This window comes from Pseudomonas sp. C9 (genome assembly GCF_002000165.1).
Taxonomy (GTDB): domain Bacteria; phylum Pseudomonadota; class Gammaproteobacteria; order Pseudomonadales; family Pseudomonadaceae; genus Aquipseudomonas.
Genome location: NZ_MPAK01000001.1, coordinates 5,690,949 through 5,712,115, shown reverse-complemented (window position 1 = coordinate 5,712,115; position 21,167 = coordinate 5,690,949). Strand labels below are relative to the sequence as shown.

The window sequence follows — 21,167 nt, the reverse complement described above, 5'->3', positions numbered from 1 at the left end:
CCTGCGCCTCATTCGGTCGCAGGGCTTTTTTTTGCTTCAAGGATTACTGATGATCCCGGGCTTCGCGGTTTTCCAGAACGCTCACCGTGGCCGTCGTCCCCGCGCGCAGGAGGTTTTTACCGGGATAGTCGGCGTCAATCTCAATTCGCACTGGCACCCGTTGCGCCAGTTTGACCCAGGTGTAACTGGGGTTAATGTTGGCCAGCAAGCGCCCGCCGGGCAGGTTTTCCCGGTCGGCGATGGCGAAAGCAATGCTTTGCACTGTGCCACCAAAGGCTTCGCCGCTCATCAACTCGATGTTGACCCGGTCGCCCAGCCCGATCCGTGGCAATTTGGTCTCTTCAAAATAACCGCTGACATAAAACGAATTGCTGTCCACCAGCGCCAGCAATGGGCTGCCAGCAGACGCATAGTCGCCCTGACGGGTCAGCAGGTTGGTGACATAGCCCGTGACGGGCGATTCGACCCGGGTGCGTTGCAAGTCCAGTTCAGACTGAGTCGACGCCGCGATCGCCAGTTGCACGTTAGCCTGGGCCAAAATCAGATTGGCCTGGTTACGCAGTAGATCGGCCTCGGCCACGGATACGTCGGTGTTGGCTTTTTCCCACTCCTCCCCTGAGATCGCCGAGCGGTCCTTTAGCGTACGGCGCCGACGCTCCTCACTCTGCCGCTGCCTGAGCAGCGACTCGCTGGCGGAAATCGTCGCCTGTGATTGCCCCAGCGAAGCCTTCGCTACTTCCACAGACCGTTTGGCATGCTCCACCGCGAGGGTGTAGCGAGCCGGGTCGATTTCCAGCAGCAACTGGCCTTTTTCAACATGCTGGTTGTCTTGAACGGCCAACTTGACGATGCGCCCTGACACGTCGGCAGACAAGGTCACCACATCAGCACGAACCCGTGCATCCCGGGTCCAGGGGGCTCGGGTGTAATGCTGCCAGGCAAACCAGCCAAGTAGAAAGGCCAACAGTACAACAGCCAGTGTTGCGAATCGGGCGAGGTTTTTCTTCAAGGCATCAGGCTCCCATCAACAAAATCAACGTTGCGCATACGCAGACATACAGCGCGCCCTCGAACAACGCTTCATGCCAGACGAAACGCAGCACGCCGAGGCGACGCAAGCCCCAATCCAGCGCCAGAAATATCGGCAGCGCCAACAGCAGTGCCTGAGCGATAGGCGGCAAATACACGCCACCCAGTTCAAAATCAATGGGCAAGGGCTGGCGCTCCTACTGTGTCCACAGGTTGGAAGTACTCGCGATATCGCTGGATGAACGACTCGACGATCAGCAGTGCCACGCGCATTCGGAACACCGACCACAGCTGTTCGTGAACCACCAGATGCAGATCGTCCATCTCGTCGCCCAAGGTGTGCAAATCCCCCAGTAGCCGGTTGAGGTCTATCCCCGGCCGCCCGGCAACCCACCTTCCGCAATCGCGCACCGCAGTCAGCAACCGTTGCTGTTGCTCCGAACTCAACAACGTGTTGCCCTGCCCCTGCTGCCGGAGTTGGTTCAGTGCAACGCCCAAAGCCATGCACCCGAGACTGACCTGAAACAGTTCCCCGGAAGACTTGTCGCTGGTGGCCGGCAATAATCCCAACATCATGGTCAATCGATCGACCATACGGCTTTCGAAGGCAAATTGATGTTCGTCGGCGGCCGATGTTTTCATCAAGGCGTGGACCTGCTCGCAATTCCCCTTGAACAGCCGACGAATCCGTAAGTCAGGCCTAAACGGAAAAATCAACGCGAAGACGCTCAAGGCCAGGACGGTTGCGCTGATGTATGCGCCGGCAAACTCGAACCACTGGATCGCACTGTTCTGGCCTATCCCGACGTTTTGCGGTCCAAACAACAGAAATGTCGTCAGCCCAAGACCGATGCCTGTCCCGGTGGTGGCAGGCGTGGCAAGCCCCACCGCGACGGCATACAACAACGGTACCAACAGCAATGCCAATAGCTGGAAATCACTGATCATGGGTATCAGCATGAATTGATAGAGCGCCGACACCACCAACGCCAGGCCCAGCCCCCTTGCATAGCTTTGCGCCGCCAGGAGCGGCCTGGGGAACGTTGCCATCAGGGAGCAAAGGATCCCCACCAGGATCATCGCGCCCCGCGTACCGTCCCAACCGGTCTCGATCCAGATCAGCCCGGCGACCAGCAACGCGGTAAATGCCCGGGTCGCGTTCATCGCTGCCAGGGTGTAATCCAGATGCAACGGGTTTTCCTGCCCGCGGAACACGCAACTGGCCTGGCGCTCCTCCTGAATGGCGTCGCTCAACTCCAGAATCTGCTCCAGTTGCTGCAGCATCCGCGCCTGCTCCCAGCGCAGCGCCCACGCCAATGAGCGCAGCGTCGCCGGCATGGCTTCAGTCAGTTGTTCAGCCTTGTAGGCCTGATCATCAAATCGCTGCTGCAATGCCGAAAAATGATGGCGATCATCGGGCGCAAGCGAGCGTCCCTTGAGGGCCAGCTCATCAAGAAATGCAAGTTCTTCGGCGCGCAAACGCTGTATTTCTTCGGGCAAATCACCTTTCCAGCGCTCAGCCAGCAGTTGACGCTGGTGACGCAGGGCCGTCAGCCGGGAGGTAAGCAACACTAATTGGTTTCCCAGCAGTTGCACCAGGCCATCGGCGCTACGCAGTCGGGGGGCGTCGAAATAAAGGTGCCGGCGCAATCCCTCCAGGGCGCTGATTTCGCCTAATAACTGCATTTGCCGGCGGTGGAAATCAGCTTCGGATTCTTCGGTTCGAATCGCCGCTGCGGCGTGTGTCGCCAGTAATTTGATCACTTGATCGATCTTGGTGAAATAACTCCGGGCTACGGCCTCCGGTCGCGCGGTCAACAGGCTGACGACGCAGACGCACGCCACCGCCAGCAGCGTCTCGGTAACACGGGTAATCGCCAGCAGAAAGGTGCCGTCCTGATCCGGTATGGCCAACAGCGCCACCACCACAGCGGTGTAACCACTGAGTACAAACGCCTGGGAGCTGGTGTAGCGCAACAAGGTGCCACCGGCGGTGCACAGCGCCAGCCACAGGGCCAGGGTAATGATGAAAGGCAGCGGCGCCTGGGGAAAGATCGCCATGATCAGGACGGCCACCGCAGCGCCCATTGTGGTGCCGATGACCTGGCCGAAACTGCGGGCCAGTGCCATGCCGCCCAGCGGCTGGCTGACGATGACCACCGCCATGATCGACCACTTGGGTTGGTCGAGGTCGAACAGGAACGCCAGGTACAGGGTCAACAACCCGGCCGCGATGGTTCTCAAGGCAAACAGCAGCACCGCTTGCCCGGGATTGAGCATTGCCTTGAAGTATTGGAGCAGCGGTTGCATGGGAACACTCGTCGAGTCATCTCTAGCAAGCGTAGTCACTGCTTCAGAGCCTCGACAGGTTTCAATGTCGACGTACCCTGTAGGCTAAATCGTCGACACCGGGCCAAGTCAGCGTTTGACTCACAGCCCGACCTGACCGAAGCTGACAGCTTTGCAAAAGCTTGCCAGCTCCTGGATTCCTGCATGCCCCAGCCCCGCCGCTATTTGCTTATCAGCCTCTGTGTGCTGTTTACCGTCTTTATTGCCTGGTTACTCCTGCGCAGCACCACACCTGAGGTCCCGGAGGCGATCAAGCGTGGTTACAGCGAAGCGCTGACTCAGGCACGTACCGGTCAACCGGGAGCCGCACGGGTGCTATACCAACAACTGGCACGCCCTGACCTGTCCGCCAAGCGGCGTATCTGGCTGCATGCCGAACTGCCCAATTACCCAAGCCCGCAAGCCCTGAAACTGGCGGATGCGGACCTGCAAAATGCCAATGAAGACGTGCGGATCGCCGCGATCAAAAGCATTAGCGGCCTGGTGTCCGCGGGGCAACGCAGCCTGCTGATCGGCCCGTTGCTCGACGACAGCGAGCCAAGCGTGCGTTTTGCAGCCGTCAACGCCCTGCTGGGGCTGTCGCCGGATGAGCTGGGGTTGTATTTCGGACCGCTGGAGCAAGCCATCGATGCCTGGGAATTGGCCCTTCAAAGTCAGCCACCCAGTGCGCAGAACCAATACCAATTGGCGCGTTTGCACCTGCACAACGCCGAATTGAAAGAGGCACAAGAGGCGCTGGACCGCACGTTGCAGCTGGAACCCGGCAATTTGCCGGCGCTGGTGATGCAAATCGACGTGCTCGATCGGCAAGGCCAAAGCGATGCCGCGCGCCAGTTGTTGGCGAAACAGTTAAAGGCGCAACCCGACTCAGCGTATCTGCAACACGCTCTGGGGCTGTGGTTGCTGCACCACGGACAGAGTGAGTTCGCCCTCCTCGGCCTCTCCAAAGCCGTAGAGCTGGAGCCTGACAACAAGGAATATCGCTACGACCTGGCGACCACTTTGCACCTTGAGCAAGAGCTGGAGGCTGCGCAAAAACAGTTACAGGAAATCGTCCAGCGTCACCCGTCAGATCGCAAGGCGCGAGTGCTGCTGATCAACTACTGGAAGGAAAGCGGACAGTTGCAGAACGTGCAAATCCTGCTGGCACAACTGGAACAACTCAACCCGGATGACCCCGCGTTGCAGCAAGGGCTTTAACCCTCACGAAATTACGTTGAACCGTCATCACGGCCAGGGGTCAAGTGATCAGGCAGCCCGTTCAGGCACTTCAGCCTGGCGCCTCACTTCCCCTGTTTATGAGAGGGTTCTTTTTGTCTACATCTAACGAGTTTATCAGTGCAAAAGCCGCCACCGGCATCGAAGGCCTGGATGACATCCTGGCCGGTGGCTTGTCCCGCGGGCATGTTTTTTTGCTGGAGGGTGAGCCCGGCACCGGCAAAACCACCGTCGCTTTGCATTTTCTGTTGGCCGGCGCCCTGGCGGGCGAGCGCTCGTTGTACATCACACTGTCGGAAACCGAGCGCGAACTGCGCCAAGGTGCGCTTTCCCACGGCTGGGAGCTGGATGAGAACATCCACATCTTCGAGCTGACCCCACCGGAAAGCCTGCTCAATGCCGAGCAGCAGCAAAGCCTGTTGTACTCCTCGGACCTTGAGCTGGGCGAAGCCACTAAGCAGATTTTCGAAGTGGTTGAACGGATCAAACCGACCCGCGTGGTGCTCGACAGCCTGTCTGAAATCCGCCTGCTGGCCCAAAGCTCGTTGCGTTACCGCCGACAGATTCTGGCGATCAAGCACTACTTTGTGCGGTACGACGCCACCGTGTTGTTGCTGGATGACTTGACCACCGAATCCCTCGATAAAACCGTACACAGCGTCGCCCACGGCGTGATTCGCCTGGAAGAGCTGACACCCAACTACGGCGCCGAACGCCGTCGCATCCGCGTGGTGAAGTATCGCGGTCAAAAATACCGTGGCGGTTTTCATGACTTCACCATCATGGGCGATGGCGTGCATGTGTTCCCGCGCCTCGTGGCCGCCGAGCACCGCGGGCGATACACCCGGCAACAGTTGACCAGCGGCATCAAGGAAATGGACGCCCTGCTCGGTGGCGGAATAGAAACCGGCTCCAGCACGCTGATCCTTGGCCCGGCCGGTACCGGCAAATCGCTGATTTCGATGATCTTCGCCGCCGCCGCCGTGGCGCGCGGTGAAAAAGCCGCGTTGTTCATATTCGATGAAGAAATGGGGCTGTTGTTCGAGCGCATGAAAAACATGGGTATTGATTTGCAGGCCCTGCAAGAGACCGGCAATTTACTGATCGAACAAGTGGATGCAGCCGAGTTGTCTCCCGGAGAGTTCTCCCACCGGGTTCGCTGCTGCGTCGACGAAGGCCATATCAAAACCGTGGTCATCGACAGCATCAACGGCTATCAGGCTGCGATGCCCGGGGAAAATGCGCTGGTGCTGCACATGCACGAGTTGCTGCTCTACCTCAATCGCCAGGGTGCGGCGACGTTCATGACGGTGGCCCAACACGGGCTGGTCGGCGACATGCAGGCGCCGGTCGACATCACTTACCTGGCGGACACGGTGATTCTGCTGCGCTACTTCGAAGCGCTGGGCAAGGTTCGCCGGGCGATCTCGATCATCAAGAAACGTACGGGTAGCCACGAGTCAACCATCCGCGAATACCGCATCAGCAGCCTTGGCATGACCATCGGTGAACCGCTGGACGCGTTTCAAGGCGTGTTGCGTGGCGTGCCCACTTATCTGGGCGCCAGCAACCCGTTGCTCAGGGAAGATCAAAAGTGACGGCCATCGAGGCGATGTCCGAGCGCGCGATCATCCTCGCGCCACTGGGACGCGACAGCCAGATAGCCCTGATGATGCTCAATGAAGCCGGGTTTGAAGGGCTCGTCACCCGTAACTTGATCACACTGTGCGACGAACTTGAGCAAGGCGCCGGGCTGTTGCTGATTGCATCCGAAGCCTTGCTGGACTCTGATCTTGACCCCCTTCTGGGCTTGATCGACCATCAACCCGCCTGGTCGGACCTGCCGATCGTACTGCTGACCCACCACGGCGGCCCGGAGCAAAACCCCGCCTCTCGGCTGGGCGCGCAGCTGGGCAACGTAACGTTTCTGGAGCGCCCCTTCCATCCCGTGACCCTGATCAGCCTGGTCGCCACCGCCTTGCGCGGGCGACGACGACAGTATGAAGCCAGGGACCGCTTGATTGACCTGAGCCAAAGCGAGCTGCGCCTGCAAACAACCCTGGAAACCCTTGAGCAACAGGTCGAGGAACGCACCGCACAGCTGCGCCACAACGAAGAAGCTCTCAGGCAATCACAGAAAATGGAAGCGGTCGGACAGCTTACCGGCGGCATCGCCCATGACTTCAATAACATGCTGACCGGCATCATCGGCAGTCTTGAATTGCTGCGTCGGCGCCTTGCGAGGGGGCGCACCGAGGACCTGGACGGGTTGATCGACCTTGGCGTGACATCCGCCAACCGCGCCGCCGGTTTGACCCATCGATTGCTGGCGTTCTCGCGGCGCCAATCGCTGGACTCCAAGCCCGTTGAAATGAACACCCTCGTAGCGTCCATGGGCGAATTGCTGCAACGCAGCATCAGCGAAAGCATTGAACTGGACATACAACTGAGCGAAGACCTGTGGGTGGCCGAGGCCGATCCCAATCAACTCGAAAGTGCCCTGCTCAACCTTGTGCTCAACGCCCGCGATGCCATGCCTGAAGGCGGCACGTTGATCGTCAACACCTCAAATCAGCAACTGGACTCGCGGTTCGTTGCAGCTCACGGCAATCTGCTACCGGGTGATTACGTGTTGTTGCGCGTCACCGACACCGGTTGCGGCATGCCCGAAAGCACCATCAGCCGGGCCTTTGACCCTTTCTTTACGACCAAGCCGATTGGCCAGGGCACCGGTTTGGGGTTGTCGATGATTTACGGATTCAGCAAACAATCCCACGGTCACGTCACGATCGACAGCGAAGTCGGTCACGGCACCTCGGTGAGCCTGTTTCTACCGCGTTACAGCGGGGATCTGGCTGAGGAAAACCTGATCGACATCCAGCATGCCCCTCACGCCCTGGACGGTGAAACTGTGCTGATTGTCGAAGACGATCCGGCGGTCCGGGTACTGGTCAGTGCCGTGTTGAGTGAATTGGGCTACGCCTATGTAGAAGCCGGCGACGCCGACAGTGCCGTGCCAATTCTCGACTCGGCGCAACGCATTGATCTGTTGATCAGTGACGTCGGGCTGCCGGGCATGAATGGCCGGCAACTGGCGGAAATCGGTCGGCAGTACCGACCTGATCTAAAGGTGCTGTTCATCACCGGCTATGCCGAACACGCGGCCGTGCGTGGAGGGTTTCTGGACCCTGGCATGCAGATGATCACCAAACCTTTTACCTTTGATCTGCTGACGGCCAAGGTTCGGGAGATGATCAGCATCTGATCCCTACCATGACCGCCGATGGCAAGGTGCTCAGGAAAGCATTTGTTGCATGAGCTCTTGCAATACATCCAGATCAAACGGCTTGTCCAGAATCGGCGCTTTTTTGGTGATCGGGCTGTCCGTCTCGCGGACTTCCTGTGCATAGCCGCTGATAAAGATCACCTTGAGCTCCGGGCGCAGCTTGACCGCAGGTTCCGCGACCTGTACGCCGGTAATCCCGCCCGGCAGGCGGAAGTCGGTGATCATCATGTCCAGGTGCGGTTTGCTGGCCAGAATTTCAAAGGCCTGCTCGCCGTTTTCCGCTTGCAGTACCCGGTAACCCTCGCCCGACAAATACGCCGAAAGGACCATCAAAATAGACGGATCATCTTCGACGATCAGTACGACGTCTTGTGCATCTTCACTCATGGGAAGCCTTTGTTCGGTCAATAGCTGCTGATACGACCCTGGGGTCGCTCAGAGGTTGCGTTTATCTGGCTCATTTCCTAAAGCGGCAGACAAACGCGAAATAAGGCGCCTTCGTTGATTTTGCTCTCGACGGCGATGGAGCCGCCATGTGCGGCGACAATTTGTTCGGAAATAAACAGCCCAAGCCCCAGCCCTGCGACCACGGTCTTGGCTGAAACACGCTCGAACTGCTGAAAAATACGCTTCTGGTTTTCTTCACTGATACCGATCCCTCGATCCTGCACCTCAACCCGCGCCTGACCGTCTTGTGCATAAACCCGCACGTCAATCTGGCTTTTGCCACCATAACGCAAGGCGTTGGTCAGTAAATTTGAAATGACTTGCTCGATACGAAATTCATCCCAGTTGCCGACCACTGGCTGCCCGGCCGTAAAGTGCGTGGAACACTCGGCGGAATCGACCTGCGGCGCAAAGTTTTTCAACACATTGCCCACCAGTTGCACCAGGTCGAATTTTGTCGGGCGGATCGACAGCTTGCCAGTGCGGATACGTGACACATCGAGCATGTCTTCGATCAGGCGGATCAGGCTTTTGATCTGGCGCTCGTCGCGGTCGACCATGGCGTGCATCTTGTCCAGGGTGAACGCCGACGCGTTGTCCCGAGCCAGGTGCATCTTGCGCAGCTGAGTTTCGAGAATCAGGCCATTGAGCGGCGTACGCACTTCATGGGCGACGATAGACATGAAGTCATCGCGCATGCGCACCGCTTGCTCCAATTCCAACTGCGTGTGCTGTAACTGTTTGAGCAGTTCTTCCTGCTCGCGGCGGCTTTGCTCCAGCGCTTCGACCTGCTGTTTCATCGCCTTGCTCTGGCGATACAGGTCGACAAACACATTGACCTTGCTCTTGACCGCGTGAATGTCCAACGGCTTGTGCAAGAAGTCCACGGCACCGCTTTCGTAGCCTTTGAACGCGTAGTTCAGTTCTCGACCTGCAGCGCTGACAAACACAATCGGAATGTTTTTGGTTTTCTCCGTGCCGCGCATCAACTCGGCCAACTCGAAACCATTCATGCCCGGCATCTGAACATCGAGAATGGCCATGGCGAATTCATGCTGCAACAACAGCGACAACGCTTCATCGGCAGACAAGGCTTTATAGACCACCCGGTCTTCACGCTTGATCAGCGCTTCGAGTGCCAACAGGTTCTCCGGCAGATCGTCGACGATCAGCAGTTTGGCTTGGATGTTACTTAGCATGCTATTCGTTCCAGCTCGACAAGCAGACGGCCGATGCCGCCAATAGAGAGAATGTGGTCGGGCTGCTGAATATCCAGCGCAGCCTGGGGCATGGTCGCTACCTGCGCCTCATTCGGGTCCTGCACGATGGTCAGCCCACCGTGATATTTAACGTGAGACAGGCCAACCGCTCCGTCGCGATTGGCGCCCGTCAGCAACACCGCGGCCAGGGTCGGACCGTAGGCGTCAGCAGCAGACTCGAACAAGTAATCAATGGCGGGCCGCGAATGGTGCACGCGATCTTCCAGGCTCAACGAAAAACTGCGGTCTTGTTCTACCGACAAGTGGTAACCGGGTGTGGCGAAATACAGCGTGCCGGATTTGACCCGGGTTTTATCGGTGGCTTCTTCGACGGGCATCGAAACCCGGCGCGCAAACACCTCGGACAACAGGCTGCGGCGTTCGTCGGGCAAGTGCAGCACCACGATGATCGGCAACGCGAAACCTTTACGCAGCGGGCTGAGTAACGTGAGCAACGCTTCCACGCCGCCAGCCGACGCGCCAATGACGATGGCCTCGATGGAAGGAAACACTGCAGCCTTTTTCATGATTTGCGGTAGATCCGTTCTTGTTTGACCAGCGGCTCGAACTGGTGGCCGAAAGCCGAAAAATCCGGTGTTTCCTTGCTGCCCAGCACCAGGAAGCCACGATGGCACAGGGAATCATGGAACAACCCGAACGCACGATCCTGAAGTTTTTTATTGAAATAAATCAATACATTACGACACGAAATTAATTGAGTTTCTGAAAAGACACTGTCCGTCGCCAGGCTGTGATCGGCAAAGGTCACGTTCTCACACAGGCTCTTGTCGAAAATGGCGTAACCATAGGCCGCCGTGTAGTAATCGGCAAATGAACGCTGGCCACCAGCCTGCTGATAATTAGCAGTGTAGGCCCGGACATTTTCCATGGAGAAAATCCCCTGCTTGGCCTTCTCCAGCGAGCGTGGGTTGATGTCGGTGGCATAGATGATGGTGCGCTCAAGCAGGCCTTCTTCGCGCAGCAGAATCGCCATCGAATAGACCTCTTCACCGGTGCTGCAACCCGCGATCCAGATCTTGATCGAGGGATAAGTCTTGAGCAGTGGCACCACTTCCTTGCGGATCGCCAGGAAATGCGATGGGTCACGAAACATTTCGCTGACCGGGATCGTCAGCAACTGCAGCAACTGCATGAACGCGTTCGGGTCGTGCAGCACCTTTTCTTGCAGGGCCGAGATGGTAGTGCACTCAAATTGTGCCAGCGCATGATTCACCCGACGCTTGATCGAAGCACCGGAGTAATCGCGAAAATCGTAGCTGTACTTGAGGTAAATCGCCTCGATCAACAAGCGCAATTCGATTTCGCTGTTTCGCTCCACGGAATAAATGCGTTCCACTAAATGCGTTCCATCTTCGGTAACCACACGCGAATCAGCGAGAACAGCCGATCGAGGTCGATGGGCTTGGCCAGATAATCGTTAGCACCCGCCTGCAAGCAGCGCTCCTGATCGTCCTTCATGGCCTTGGCCGTCACCGCAATGATCGGCAACTTGCGCCAGCGCGGGTCCTTGCGGATCTCGATCGTGGCTTCAAAGCCATCCATCTCCGGCATCATCACGTCCATCAACACCAGATCGATGTCCTCGACTTCATTCAGTCTCTCAATGGCTTCATGACCGTTGCGGCCAATGACCACGACGGCGCCCTTTTGCTCCAGCGCACTGGTGAGGGCAAAGATGTTGCGAACATCGTCGTCCACCAGCAGCACCTTGCGACCCTCAAAGACCTTGTCGCGGCTGCGCGCGGTCTTGAGCATCCTCTGCCGCTCATGGGACAACTTCGATTCGACTTTGTGCAGAAAGAGTGTGACCTCATCCAGCAAGCGTTCGGGCGAGCGCGCACCCTTGATGATGATCGAGCGCGAATACTTGCGCAGTTCAGCCTCTTCATCGCGGGTCAGGTTGCGCCCTGTGTAGACAATCACCGGCGGGAACGAGCAGATGTCCTCGGTGGACATGCGCTTGAGCAAATCGTTGCCGAGCATGTCCGGCAGCTTCAGGTCGATGATCATGCAATCGAAAATCGTCGTGCGCAGCAGGTCCAGCGCATCCTGAGCCAGGCCAACGGCGGTGATTTCGATGTCTTCATCGCCAATCAGGAGGGCAATGCTGTCGCGCTGTAAATCGTCATCTTCGACCAGCAGCACCCGCTTGACCTTCTGGGTCAGCTTGGCTTCGAGGCGGGCGAATACATCCTTGAGTTCTTCGCGGGTAGTCGGCTTGACCGCGTAACCGATGGCACCCATGTGCATCGCGGCTTCGACCCGGTCTTCAACCGAAATCACGTGAACCGGAATGTGGCGGGTCTCGGCGTGTTCCTTCAAGCGTTGCAACACGGTCAGCCCGGAATGATCCGGCAGGCGCATGTCCAGCAGAATGGCGTCGGGAATGAACTCCCTGGCCAGGTCATACCCCTCATCGGCACCGTGGGCGACCAGGCATTGATAGCCCAGTTCGTGCGCGAGATCGTAGAGGATGTGCGCAAAGTTCGGCTCATCTTCCACCACCAGAATGCATCGAGTCGTGAAAGGCGCCTGAGTGCGGTCATCGTTGAAGCGAGGAATATCAACCACGGCAGCCACCGGTACCGGTGCTGCTGGCGCCACGCGGTGGGCGATGGCAACGGCTGAAGCCCTAAGGGGCTCAACCGGTTCCCCGGTCGGCTCGACGTATTGTTGAGGCAAGACCAGCGTGAACACGCTGCCCTGCCCCGGTTCGCTGGCCACGCTGATGGAGCCGCCGAGCAACGCGGCCAGATCCCTTGAAATCGACAAGCCCAGGCCTGTGCCGCCGTAACGCCGATTGGTGGTGCCGTCAGCCTGGCGGAACGCCTCGAAAATGCTTTCCTGCTGTTCATCGGCGATACCGATACCTGAATCGCGAATGACGAAGGCAACGCCGTTATTGGGCTGCGGCGCGACGCACAGGCTGACCGAGCCTTTCTCCGTAAATTTCACAGCGTTCGACAGCAGGTTCTTGATCACTTGCTCCAGGCGCTGGCGGTCGGTGAAAAGCATCTTTGGCGAACCGGGCTGCAACTCGACATGAAACGCGAGCGCCTTGTCCATCGCCACCGGCTCGAACATCCCGCGCAAGCCGTCGACGAGGCGCTCGACACTGGTGTTCTCGGGACGTATTTCCAGCTTGCCAGCCTCGACTTTGGAAATGTCGAGGATGTCGTTGATCAGATTGAGCAAGTCATTACCGGCGGAATAGATCGACTCGGCAAACTTCACCTGCTCGACAGTCAGGTTTTCCTGGGGATTTTCGGCGAGCAATTTGGCCAGGATCAACGAGCTGTTCAACGGCGTGCGCAGTTCGTGGGACATGTTGGCGAGAAACTCGGACTTGTACTTGCTGGAGCGTTGCAGCTCTTCGGCGCGGTCTTCAAGCTGGACTTGCACCTGGTTCAGCTCGGTGTTTTTCTGGTCCATGGCGTCGCGCTGATCGGCGAGGATTTGCGCTTGCTCGGCCAGTTGCTCGTTGGTCTGCTCCAGTTCAACCTGCTGGGTTTCCAGGTGGGCCTGGGACTCCTTGAGAATCCGTGACTGTTCTTCGAGTTCTTCGTTGGCGGATTTCAGCTCTTCTTGCTGGACTTGCAGCTCTTCATTCAGTTGTTGGGCTTCGGCCAGCACTTCCTGCAATCGTTGGCGATAGCGAGCCGCCTCGATGGAGGTGCCAATGTTGCCAGCGATCAACTCCAGCAACTCGATGTCACGATCAGTCAGCGGTCGCAGGAAGCCCAGTTCAATGACACCGTTGACCCGGTCGTCGTCACTGGTCGGCACCACGAGCACACTGTGTGGCAAGCCTTCGCCCAGACCGGAGCTGACCTTGAAATAGTTGCTCGGCACGTCATCCAGACGAATCAGGCGAGCCTGGTTGGCGACCTGGCCGACAATCCCTTCATCGCTGTAAATCTGCTGATCTCGCTCTTCTTGCTCGCGAGAGAAACCGTAGGAGGCTATGCGCTTGAGCGCGCCATGATCTTCACGCACATAAATGGCGGCCACGGCGGTGCCCAGGTACTGCGCGCAGAACTGCAGAATATTGCGACCCAACAGATTGAGGCTCAACTGCCCCAGTACTTGCTCGGCAAGTTCTGTCTGGCCATTGCGCAGCCAGGCTTGCTGCTCCAGGCGCTGGGCGCTGGCGTGTTGTGCGGCCAGATTCGCGGCGTAACTTTGCGACAGGCCAAGCAAATCCCGACGACCGATGTAAGCCAGCAAACCGCTGATCGTCGCGATGAATATCAGATAAAGGGAGATGCTCCAGATCGTGGCTCTACTCACCTCTTCGTTGCGCGCGGTGCGCAATTGCTGCTCCGAGTCGATCACGTCTTCGAACTGTTTGCGAATCTCGTCGGTCAGTCGCTTGCCACGACCGGCCTTGACCACGCTGCGGTAATCGCCACTGGAACGCTGCAAATCAATTATCGACTGGGCATAGCTCGCCCATTCAGTTTGCAACGCTTGAAGCCGGCGCAAGCGATCGGTCTGCACCGGGTTATCGGCCGTGAGTTCGAGCAAGGTGTTGAGCGCAACCGTGATTTTCGGCTTGGCTGTCTCGTAGGGGTCGAGGAAATGCTCGTCGCCGGTGAGCAAGTAACCCCGCATACCGGTTTCCAGATCGACTGTCAGCTTTACCGCTTCATTGGCGTTATTGATCACCCGGTCGGTGTGATCGACCCATTGGATCACTGACAACAAATAAGTGATCAGTGAGACAAAAAACACCGCACTGATGACACCGACACCCAATGGCAGGCTGACGTTGCGGCTCAGGAGTTTGCGGAATCGTTGCTCATCAACCGAAGACGCAGTGGTCATGGGGAGGCCTTGTCGAACTGTTCGAAATCAGGGAGTTTGCCCCAAAAAAGGCGTATTGATCCAACTATATGCCATGAATCAAGCGCAATCCCCGCATTTAGCTGCGCGAGCCTAAAAGGGACCGGTTATCCTTGCCGGCCGCCGCGCAGCTATTCTTTTTGCACAGCGTAGGGAACTTGTCGGGATCCGCCACTTACTCATGCATGAGCCCGACGATTTCTTTCCACCGGCGCCCCCTGAACTCATCTTTTGAGAGCACACATTATGTCCGCCAAGGCATCCATCATTTTAGTCGTCGAAGACGATGCGATCGTGCGCATGCTGATCGTTGACGTGCTGGAGGAGCTGGAATTCAACGTGCTCGAGGCGGATGGCAGCGAACAGGCCCTGGAATTTCTCAACGACGAAGACCAATACATTGATTTGATGATGACCGATGTCGGCTTGCCGGTAATGGACGGCCGGGAATTGGCCAATGAGGCGCGTAAGCTGCGCCCGCAGTTGCCAATCCTGTTCGCCAGCGGTTATGCCGAAAACATCGACGTGCCTGATGGCATGCATATGATCGGAAAACCGTTCTCGATCGATCAGTTGCGCGACAAGGTCAAATCCATACTCGCCTGCCAGGCTTGATTGTCTCGCCCCCCCCTTCCCCTTTACCCGCACCAAGGAATACCCGTTAATGAGTCAGCCCCGCGCAACCAAAGTCCTGGTCATTGGTTACGTCTGGCCCGAGCCGCGTTCTTCTGCGGCCAGTGGTCATGTGATGCAAATCCTCGATACGTTCTTGCAGCAAGGCTGGGACATTACCTTCAGCAGCCCCGCCGGTACCGGTGAACACCGCGCGGACCTGACCGCGTTGGGTATTCGCGAAGTGGACATCGAGTTGAACAACAGCAGTTTCGACGCGTTCATCAGTGAACTGGCGCCGGATATCGTGTTGTTCGACCAGTTCATGATTGAAGAACAATTTGGCTGGCGTGTTGAAAAGCACTGCCCCAACGCGTTGCGAGTACTTGAGACTTCGGACTTGCAAAGTCTGCGACACGCCCGGCACCAGCGGCTTAAAGAGCGTTTGAAAGAGCGCGATGACGCCAATGACTTCAGCGAATTGTTTGCCCCGGCACTGCGTGAAGAGTTCGAACTGATGGCGGATACCGACCTGGCCAAACGCGAGATCGCGGCGCTGTATCGTTGCGACTTGAACCTGATGATCTCCGAAGTGGAAATCGAGTTGCTGGTCGAGCAGTTCAAGCTGCCACGCAAGGTGTTGCACTGGTGCCCGTTGATGGTCGATCTGCCCAGTGCACCACCGGTGCCCTTTGCAGACCGTGCGCACTTTTTGAGTATCGGTAACTTTCGCCACGCGCCGAATTGGGATGCAGTGCTCTGGATGAAAACCACCATCTGGCCGCTGATCCGCGCGCAACTGCCCACGGCTCAACTACACATTTACGGTGCCTACACCCCGCCCAAAGCGACCGCGCTGCACAACGCCGCCCAAGGATTTCATGTGATGAACTGGGCGCCAGATGCCTTGCAAGTCATGTCGGCGGCGCGGATTTGCCTGGCGCCCCTGCGCTTCGGTGCAGGCATCAAAGGCAAGATTGTCGACGCCATGTTATGTGGAACGCCGACGATCTCTACACCAATTGGAGCCGAGGCCATGCACGGCGAACACCGCTGGCCCGGCGCGGTGACCCGCACAGCGCAGGCGTTCGCCGATTGCGCGGTTCAACTGTACCAGGACGAAGCGCTTTGGACAGACGCCCAAGCCCAGGGACAAACGCTGTTGGCCGATCGTTATCGACAGTCGGAACATGGCCCTGTACTCATCGAAAAGTTGTTGTACTGCCAACAGCATCTGGCGCAACTTAGACGCGATAACTTCACAGGCAGTATGCTGCGCCATCACCACCATAAAAGTACCCAATACATGTCTCAATGGATTGAAGCCAAGAACCGGAATCCATCTTAGTGTTTTTGCCAGTAACAAACATTTTGCATAACCCGCCTTATTGACCGCGCCCGACACCCCCTCTATAAATACGCGACCGAACATCAACTTTATTAGTGATGTTCGGCACAACCAACCAACTAACAAACTTATGCACGGATGCATTGAATGGATACTATCGCTCAGAATAACTACGCACTTAAAAACTGGATGTCCGCGACGCCGGCTATTGATACTTTGTCGCTCAGTCAATTAACGTTGCCGGGCAGCCATAACGCGGGCAGTGACTGGAAAGCGTCGTGGTTTCCGCTTCCAGCGCACTGGCTGGCCTGTCAGCACGAATCGTTTTACACCCAGTTGAACCACGGCGCCCGGGCGCTCGACATCCGCTTGATTTACGAAGCCGCTGCCCCTGGGCTGGGGAAATTCCGCTTTCATCACAATGGTATCCGCAATAATCGTAACCTGGGCAATCTTGTCACTGACGTGAGGCGTTTCCTTATAGAGAATCCCAACGAATTCATCATCCTCGATTTCCATGCATTGGATGGCGATGACTTTGATTTCGCTTACTTCAACGACATGGTGATACGGTTTCTCGGCGATCGCATCATCCCTACCCAAAACCGGTCCAAGAGTCTGGCTCAACTTAAAAACATCAGTCCGGCACAACGCGTGTTAGTCGCGGCACCCTGGCACAGGGCACTTGATAAAGATGTGTTTCTCGAACAGATACAGCACAAATGGACTGGCAACGCAATTACCAATGTCGCAGAACTGGAAAAGCATATTGTTGATGTGCTGAAGTTTCCACCGGGAACCTGGGCGCCCTGGTCGCTTTCCGCCACCAGTTACAGTGCGCTTGGCGGCCCGGTGGATATTCATGAAAAACTTGATTCCTGGTTTGACCCAAAGAACAGCGACTGGGCGATAAAGTGCAGCATTATCAATGTCGACTTCTTTGACGAATCACAACTGGTTTCTTATTGCCGAACCGTCAACCTGACAAAAGCTGGCAACCGGACGCCTTAGTTGCAGTGCCATTAAATGGCTATTTTTGTGCAGTTGTTTCAGTGACTGGCAATGCGGCCAAGCACTCCTACGCTGGGTCATGAAAGTCTTCCCACGGATGGGGCGACTCCACAACAAGGAACTCTCATGACCCGCAACACGGCAACCCCACTCGACAAAAAACAATGGATGAGCAACGTACTGGATATCGGTCGATTGAAGCTGACCGATATTATTTGGCCCGGCACGCATAATGCCGGGATGGACGAACGGGCGCCAAACTACGAAGTGGTACTCGGCAATTGGACAACCTGCCAAACCGACACATTTGCCTGGCAACTGGCCAACGGCGCACGGGCGTTCGATATTCGCCTCGGCTGCACCGCCGGCCCGCAAGCACCGGTCTACTACTTTCACCACAACGGCTATCAGTCCCACCGCATTCTTGATGAGTTGATCGAGGCGGTGACGACGTTCCTCACTCAAAATCCGGACGAGTTCATCATTTTCGACTTCCATCAATTGGGCGATGATTCAAAGCTTTTTGATTATCAACAATTCAATGATTTGCTGATGCGACGGCTGGGGACGCGCTTGATCCGCTCTGCGGATGCTTTCAGTACCGTGGAACAGCTCAAGCACGCCAGCTCGCAGCGGCGCATCGTCATGGCGGCTCAAGCAAATCCCGGGCTGAACAGCGAGTATTTCTGGCCGCACATCCGTCACAAGTGGAACGGCAAGGTGTTCACCGACATCGGCGAACTGCAAACGCATATCGAAACGACCCTTGCGCAAGCACCTTACGAGTCATTTCTTTGGTCGTTGCCGGCGACCTGCTATTCGCTGCTGGGTGGCCCGCAGCACATCAAAAACCAAATCAATGACTGGTTCCACACCACCGGCAATTGGGTCACCCGGTGCAGCATCATCAGCACTGATTTCTTTGAAGAGACGGATATCGTTCGCTACTGCTGGAGCGCCACCAGCATGAAGGCAGTTTACGGACACCGGTTGCATACATCCGCATAAGCGAACGTCGCGCCACGCTGGCACCGCAGGCAGCAAACGAGGCATGATCCGAAACGCGATAACAAAAAAAGCAACCAAACATGACCAGAACAGCCCGCGTGACCGACCCCTCCTACGAATTGATGGACGACCACAACGGGTTGTCCATCATCTATCGTCAGCACGGCTTCCCCTGCCCGCTGGTGCGCTGGCATTTTCACAAGGAATACGAACTGCACCTGATTGTCGCCAGCTCCGGCAAGGTGTTCATCGGCGACTACATCGGCAACTTCTACCCGGAGACGCTGTTCCTCACCGGCCCCAACCTGCCTCACAACTGGATCAGCCAGGTCGCGGAAGACGAAGTGGTGCCCAAACGCGACATGCTGGTCAACTTCACGGACGAACTGTTCGAAAGCGGCCATCAGGTATTCGCCGAGCTCAAGACCCTCGCGCCATTGCTGGAGCGCGCGCAGTACGGTATCGAGTTTCGTGGCAAGCGCACCATCCGCCAGGCCATGACCCTGATGCAACGCATTGCCGACACCCAAGGCGTCACTCGCCTCGGGCATTTTTTTATTCTGCTGGAGCTGCTGGCGGCATGCGACGACTATCAATTACTGTCGGGCGCAACGACACCGCAATTGGCCGATGAACACAACATCGATCGCACCAACCGCGCCGTCGATTACATTTTTGCCCATTACGCCCGGGAGCTGCCGCTTGAGGAAGTTGCCGAGCATCTGGGCATGAAGCCGACGTACTTCAGCAGGGTGTTCAAACAAGCCCACCGGGCGCTGCTTCATCGAATTCGTCAATCGGCTGCGTATCAGCAAATCCTGCGAGCTGCTGGCCGATGGCGACAAACCGGTGACCGATGTGTGCTTCGAGTCGGGTTTCAACAATATTTCCAACTTCAATCGACGTTTTCAGCAACTGAAGGGCATGACGCCGTCGCACTACCGGCGGTTGGCGGTGCAACGCCTTACTGAGCAAAATCAGCACTGACGTTCCGACCTGTAGCAGCTGCCGAAGGCTGCGTTCGACTGCAAAGCAGGCGCAAAACCTGCAACTCTGGTCCTCCAGTAACACCGTGTACTCTGCCCTAACGAGTGTTGCGCACTCGAACGCAGCCTTCGGCAGCTGCTACAGGGCGCTTGGTGCGGAATTCTTCCTTTCCAGATCCCAGTGCAAAATAGTATCAATTCAAGTGCGATGGATGATTTGTCACGCCATCGATTGAAGGCTGTAATCAGCGCACATTCTTCCCTGCGCAGGAAGACACAAAAACAATAACTGTCCTTCTGTAACCCTCGAGGTGCAGAAAAGGAGTGCTCGATGCAACCTTCTGTAAAAGCTCTGCTTGCCCTCACCTGCATGACCCTCAGCAGCGTCAGCTTCGGCGCTCAAACCCTGACAATCGCCACCGTCAACAATAGCGACATGATCCGCATGCAAAAGCTGTCGAAAACCTTCGAAGCCGAGCACCCGGACATCAAGCTCAATTGGGTGGTGCTCGAAGAAAACGTTCTGCGCCAACGCCTGACCACCGACATCGCGACACAGGGCGGGCAGTTCGACGTGCTGACCATCGGCATGTACGAAGCCGCACTGTGGGGTGCCAAGGGTTGGCTGGAGCTGATGAAGGATTTGCCGGCCGGCTATGCACTCGACGATGTCTTCCCGTCAGTGCGTGAAGGCCTGTCGGTCAAGGGCTCGCTGTATGCCCTGCCGTTCTACGCCGAAAGCTCGATCACTTATTACCGCACTGACCTGTTCAAGGACGCCGGGTTGACCATGCCCGAGCACCCGACCTGGACCCAGATCGGCGAATTCGCCAGCAAACTCACCAACAAGGATAAAGAACAGTACGGCATCTGCCTGCGCGGCAAGGCCGGTTGGGGCGAGAACATGGCGCTGATCACCACCGTCGCCAACGCTTATGGCGCGCGTTGGTTTGATGAGAAGTGGCAGCCGGAATTTACCGGCCCTGAGTGGAAAAACGCCCTGAATTTCTACGTCGAAACCATGAAGCAATCCGGCCCTCCGGGTGCTTCCAGTAACGGTTTCAACGAAAACCTGGCGCTGTTCAACAGCGGCAAGTGTGCGATCTGGGTCGATGCCAGCGTCGCCGGGTCTTTCGTCACCGACAAAACGCAAAGCAAAGTGGCTGACCACGTCGGATTCACTTATGCCCCGCATGAAACCACCGACAAGGGCTCGGCCTGGCTTTACTCATGGGCGCTGGCGATCCCGACCAGTTCCAAGGCCAAGGACGCCGCGAAGACGTTTAGTGCCTGGGCCACCTCCATGGAATATGGCGCGCTGGTCGCGGAAAAAGACGGAATTGCCAACGTGCCGCCCGGCACTCGCGCCTCGACCTACAGCGAGTCCTACATGAACGCCGCGCCGTTCGCCAAGATCACGCTGGAATCGCTCAAGGCCGCGGACCCGAGCAAACCGACGCTCAAACCAGTGCCTTATATCGGCATTCAGTTGGTGACCATTCCTGAGTTCCAAGGCATTGGCACCCAGGTTGGCAAGGCGTTCTCAGCGGCGCTGATCGGTCAAACCACTGTTGATCAAGCCCTGGCTGCCGCCCAGCAAACCACCGAACGCGAGATGAAGCGCGCTGGTTATCCCAAGTAGTCATGTCCTGATTGTCGGGACGCCGGGTTGCCGCCATCGCGGGCAAGCTGCGCTCCTACAGGTTAGACGCAATCAAATGTGGGAGCGGGCTTGCTCGCGAAGAGGC

General features: G+C 57.2%; 16 protein-coding genes and 1 pseudogene. 9 read left to right on the top strand and 8 right to left on the bottom strand.

Annotated elements, in window-relative coordinates; all coding sequences use genetic code 11:
- Positions 1 to 43: 43 nt before the first annotated feature.
- The 3 genes from BMS17_RS26635 to BMS17_RS26625 are packed head-to-tail and all read right to left on the bottom strand — an operon-like array spanning position 44 to position 3,339.
- Positions 44 to 1,009, bottom strand: a complete 966-nt coding sequence (locus BMS17_RS26635; protein ID WP_077432137.1) for an HlyD family secretion protein — start codon at positions 1,007 to 1,009, stop codon at positions 44 to 46.
- A 4-nt stretch (positions 1,010 to 1,013) separates the two neighbouring features.
- Positions 1,014 to 1,214 (bottom strand): DUF1656 domain-containing protein, encoded by a 201-nt coding sequence (locus BMS17_RS26630; protein WP_046033144.1) that lies wholly within the window; start codon positions 1,212 to 1,214, stop codon positions 1,014 to 1,016.
- The gene (locus tag BMS17_RS26625) at positions 1,204 to 3,339 is read right to left on the bottom strand and encodes an FUSC family protein (protein WP_077432136.1); all 2,136 of its coding nucleotides are present in this window, start codon (positions 3,337 to 3,339) and stop codon (positions 1,204 to 1,206) included. Before BMS17_RS26625 ends, BMS17_RS26630 begins: the two co-directional genes overlap by 11 nt.
- Before the next feature lie 183 nt (positions 3,340 to 3,522).
- Here BMS17_RS26625 and BMS17_RS26620 point away from each other — a divergent pair, with 183 nt between their 5' ends.
- The 3 genes from BMS17_RS26620 (at position 3,523) to BMS17_RS26610 (ending at position 7,861) form a co-directional block, all read left to right on the top strand.
- Positions 3,523 to 4,578 carry a tetratricopeptide repeat protein gene (locus BMS17_RS26620; RefSeq protein WP_046033142.1) on the top strand — a complete coding sequence of 352 codons (1,056 nt, stop codon included), beginning with the start codon at positions 3,523 to 3,525 and terminating at the stop codon, positions 4,576 to 4,578.
- 113 nt (positions 4,579 to 4,691) lie between these two features.
- Positions 4,692 to 6,194: an ATPase domain-containing protein gene (locus BMS17_RS26615; protein WP_046033141.1), complete on the top strand. Its 1,503-nt coding sequence runs from the start codon at positions 4,692 to 4,694 to the stop codon at positions 6,192 to 6,194.
- Positions 6,191 to 7,861, top strand: a complete 1,671-nt coding sequence (locus BMS17_RS26610) for an ATP-binding protein (RefSeq protein WP_046033140.1) — start codon at positions 6,191 to 6,193, stop codon at positions 7,859 to 7,861. The genes BMS17_RS26615 and BMS17_RS26610 overlap by 4 nt, the downstream gene beginning before the upstream one ends.
- 30 nt (positions 7,862 to 7,891) lie before the next feature.
- Here the strand turns inward: BMS17_RS26610 and BMS17_RS26605 are convergent, their stop codons facing one another.
- The 5 genes from BMS17_RS26605 to BMS17_RS26585 form a co-directional block, all read right to left on the bottom strand.
- Positions 7,892 to 8,269, bottom strand: a complete 378-nt coding sequence (locus BMS17_RS26605) for a response regulator (protein WP_046033139.1) — start codon at positions 8,267 to 8,269, stop codon at positions 7,892 to 7,894.
- 77 nt (positions 8,270 to 8,346) lie between these two features.
- A complete protein-coding gene (locus BMS17_RS26600; protein ID WP_077432135.1) occupies positions 8,347 to 9,528 on the bottom strand; it encodes a hybrid sensor histidine kinase/response regulator in 1,182 nt (393 codons plus the stop codon).
- Entirely contained in the window at positions 9,522 to 10,115 is a 594-nt protein-coding gene (locus tag BMS17_RS26595; RefSeq protein WP_046033137.1) for a chemotaxis protein CheB, read from the bottom strand. Before BMS17_RS26595 ends, BMS17_RS26600 begins: the two co-directional genes overlap by 7 nt.
- Complete coding sequence (locus tag BMS17_RS26590; RefSeq protein WP_046033136.1) at positions 10,112 to 10,945, bottom strand: protein-glutamate O-methyltransferase CheR; 834 nt, start codon at positions 10,943 to 10,945, stop codon at positions 10,112 to 10,114. Before BMS17_RS26590 ends, BMS17_RS26595 begins: the two co-directional genes overlap by 4 nt.
- The gene (locus BMS17_RS26585; RefSeq protein ID WP_077432134.1) at positions 10,945 to 14,436 is read right to left on the bottom strand and encodes a response regulator; all 3,492 of its coding nucleotides are present in this window, start codon (positions 14,434 to 14,436) and stop codon (positions 10,945 to 10,947) included. Before BMS17_RS26585 ends, BMS17_RS26590 begins: the two co-directional genes overlap by 1 nt.
- Before the next feature lie 264 nt (positions 14,437 to 14,700).
- Between BMS17_RS26585 and BMS17_RS26580 the strand changes: the two genes are divergently transcribed.
- The 6 genes and pseudogenes from BMS17_RS26580 to BMS17_RS26555 all read left to right on the top strand — a co-directional run bounded on the left by BMS17_RS26580 (position 14,701) and on the right by BMS17_RS26555 (position 21,061).
- Entirely contained in the window at positions 14,701 to 15,069 is a 369-nt protein-coding gene (locus BMS17_RS26580) for a response regulator (RefSeq protein WP_046033134.1), read from the top strand.
- 49 nt (positions 15,070 to 15,118) lie between these two features.
- Complete coding sequence (locus BMS17_RS26575; RefSeq protein ID WP_046033133.1) at positions 15,119 to 16,414, top strand: glycosyltransferase; 1,296 nt, start codon at positions 15,119 to 15,121, stop codon at positions 16,412 to 16,414.
- A gap of 147 nt (positions 16,415 to 16,561) precedes the next feature.
- Positions 16,562 to 17,425, top strand: a complete 864-nt coding sequence (locus tag BMS17_RS26570; RefSeq protein WP_077432133.1) for a phospholipase — start codon at positions 16,562 to 16,564, stop codon at positions 17,423 to 17,425.
- 126 nt (positions 17,426 to 17,551) lie between these two features.
- Positions 17,552 to 18,433 (top strand): phospholipase, encoded by an 882-nt coding sequence (locus BMS17_RS26565; RefSeq protein ID WP_077432132.1) that lies wholly within the window; start codon positions 17,552 to 17,554, stop codon positions 18,431 to 18,433.
- An 80-nt stretch (positions 18,434 to 18,513) separates the two neighbouring features.
- Positions 18,514 to 19,420 (top strand): annotated as a pseudogene (locus BMS17_RS26560) (helix-turn-helix domain-containing protein).
- Positions 19,421 to 19,750: 330 nt separating this feature from the next.
- Positions 19,751 to 21,061: a sugar ABC transporter substrate-binding protein gene (locus BMS17_RS26555; RefSeq protein WP_077432131.1), complete on the top strand. Its 1,311-nt coding sequence runs from the start codon at positions 19,751 to 19,753 to the stop codon at positions 21,059 to 21,061.
- The last annotated feature ends 106 nt before the right edge of the window (positions 21,062 to 21,167 follow it).

What these genes read in the sequence shown, in the direction of transcription:
- BMS17_RS26625 (WP_077432136.1), bottom strand. Translation starts at nt 3,339, where the DNA reads ATGCAACCGCTGCTCCAATACTTCAAGGCAATGCTCAATCCCGGGCAA.
- BMS17_RS26620 (WP_046033142.1), top strand. Translation starts at nt 3,523, where the DNA reads ATGCCCCAGCCCCGCCGCTATTTGCTTATCAGCCTCTGTGTGCTGTTT.
- BMS17_RS26605 (WP_046033139.1), bottom strand. Translation starts at nt 8,269, where the DNA reads ATGAGTGAAGATGCACAAGACGTCGTACTGATCGTCGAAGATGATCCG.
- BMS17_RS26600 (WP_077432135.1), bottom strand. Translation starts at nt 9,528, where the DNA reads ATGCTAAGTAACATCCAAGCCAAACTGCTGATCGTCGACGATCTGCCG.
- BMS17_RS26595 (WP_046033137.1), bottom strand. Translation starts at nt 10,115, where the DNA reads ATGAAAAAGGCTGCAGTGTTTCCTTCCATCGAGGCCATCGTCATTGGC.
- BMS17_RS26585 (WP_077432134.1), bottom strand. Translation starts at nt 14,436, where the DNA reads ATGACCACTGCGTCTTCGGTTGATGAGCAACGATTCCGCAAACTCCTG.
- BMS17_RS26580 (WP_046033134.1), top strand. Translation starts at nt 14,701, where the DNA reads ATGTCCGCCAAGGCATCCATCATTTTAGTCGTCGAAGACGATGCGATC.
- BMS17_RS26575 (WP_046033133.1), top strand. Translation starts at nt 15,119, where the DNA reads ATGAGTCAGCCCCGCGCAACCAAAGTCCTGGTCATTGGTTACGTCTGG.
- BMS17_RS26570 (WP_077432133.1), top strand. Translation starts at nt 16,562, where the DNA reads ATGGATACTATCGCTCAGAATAACTACGCACTTAAAAACTGGATGTCC.
- BMS17_RS26565 (WP_077432132.1), top strand. Translation starts at nt 17,552, where the DNA reads ATGACCCGCAACACGGCAACCCCACTCGACAAAAAACAATGGATGAGC.
- BMS17_RS26555 (WP_077432131.1), top strand. Translation starts at nt 19,751, where the DNA reads ATGCAACCTTCTGTAAAAGCTCTGCTTGCCCTCACCTGCATGACCCTC.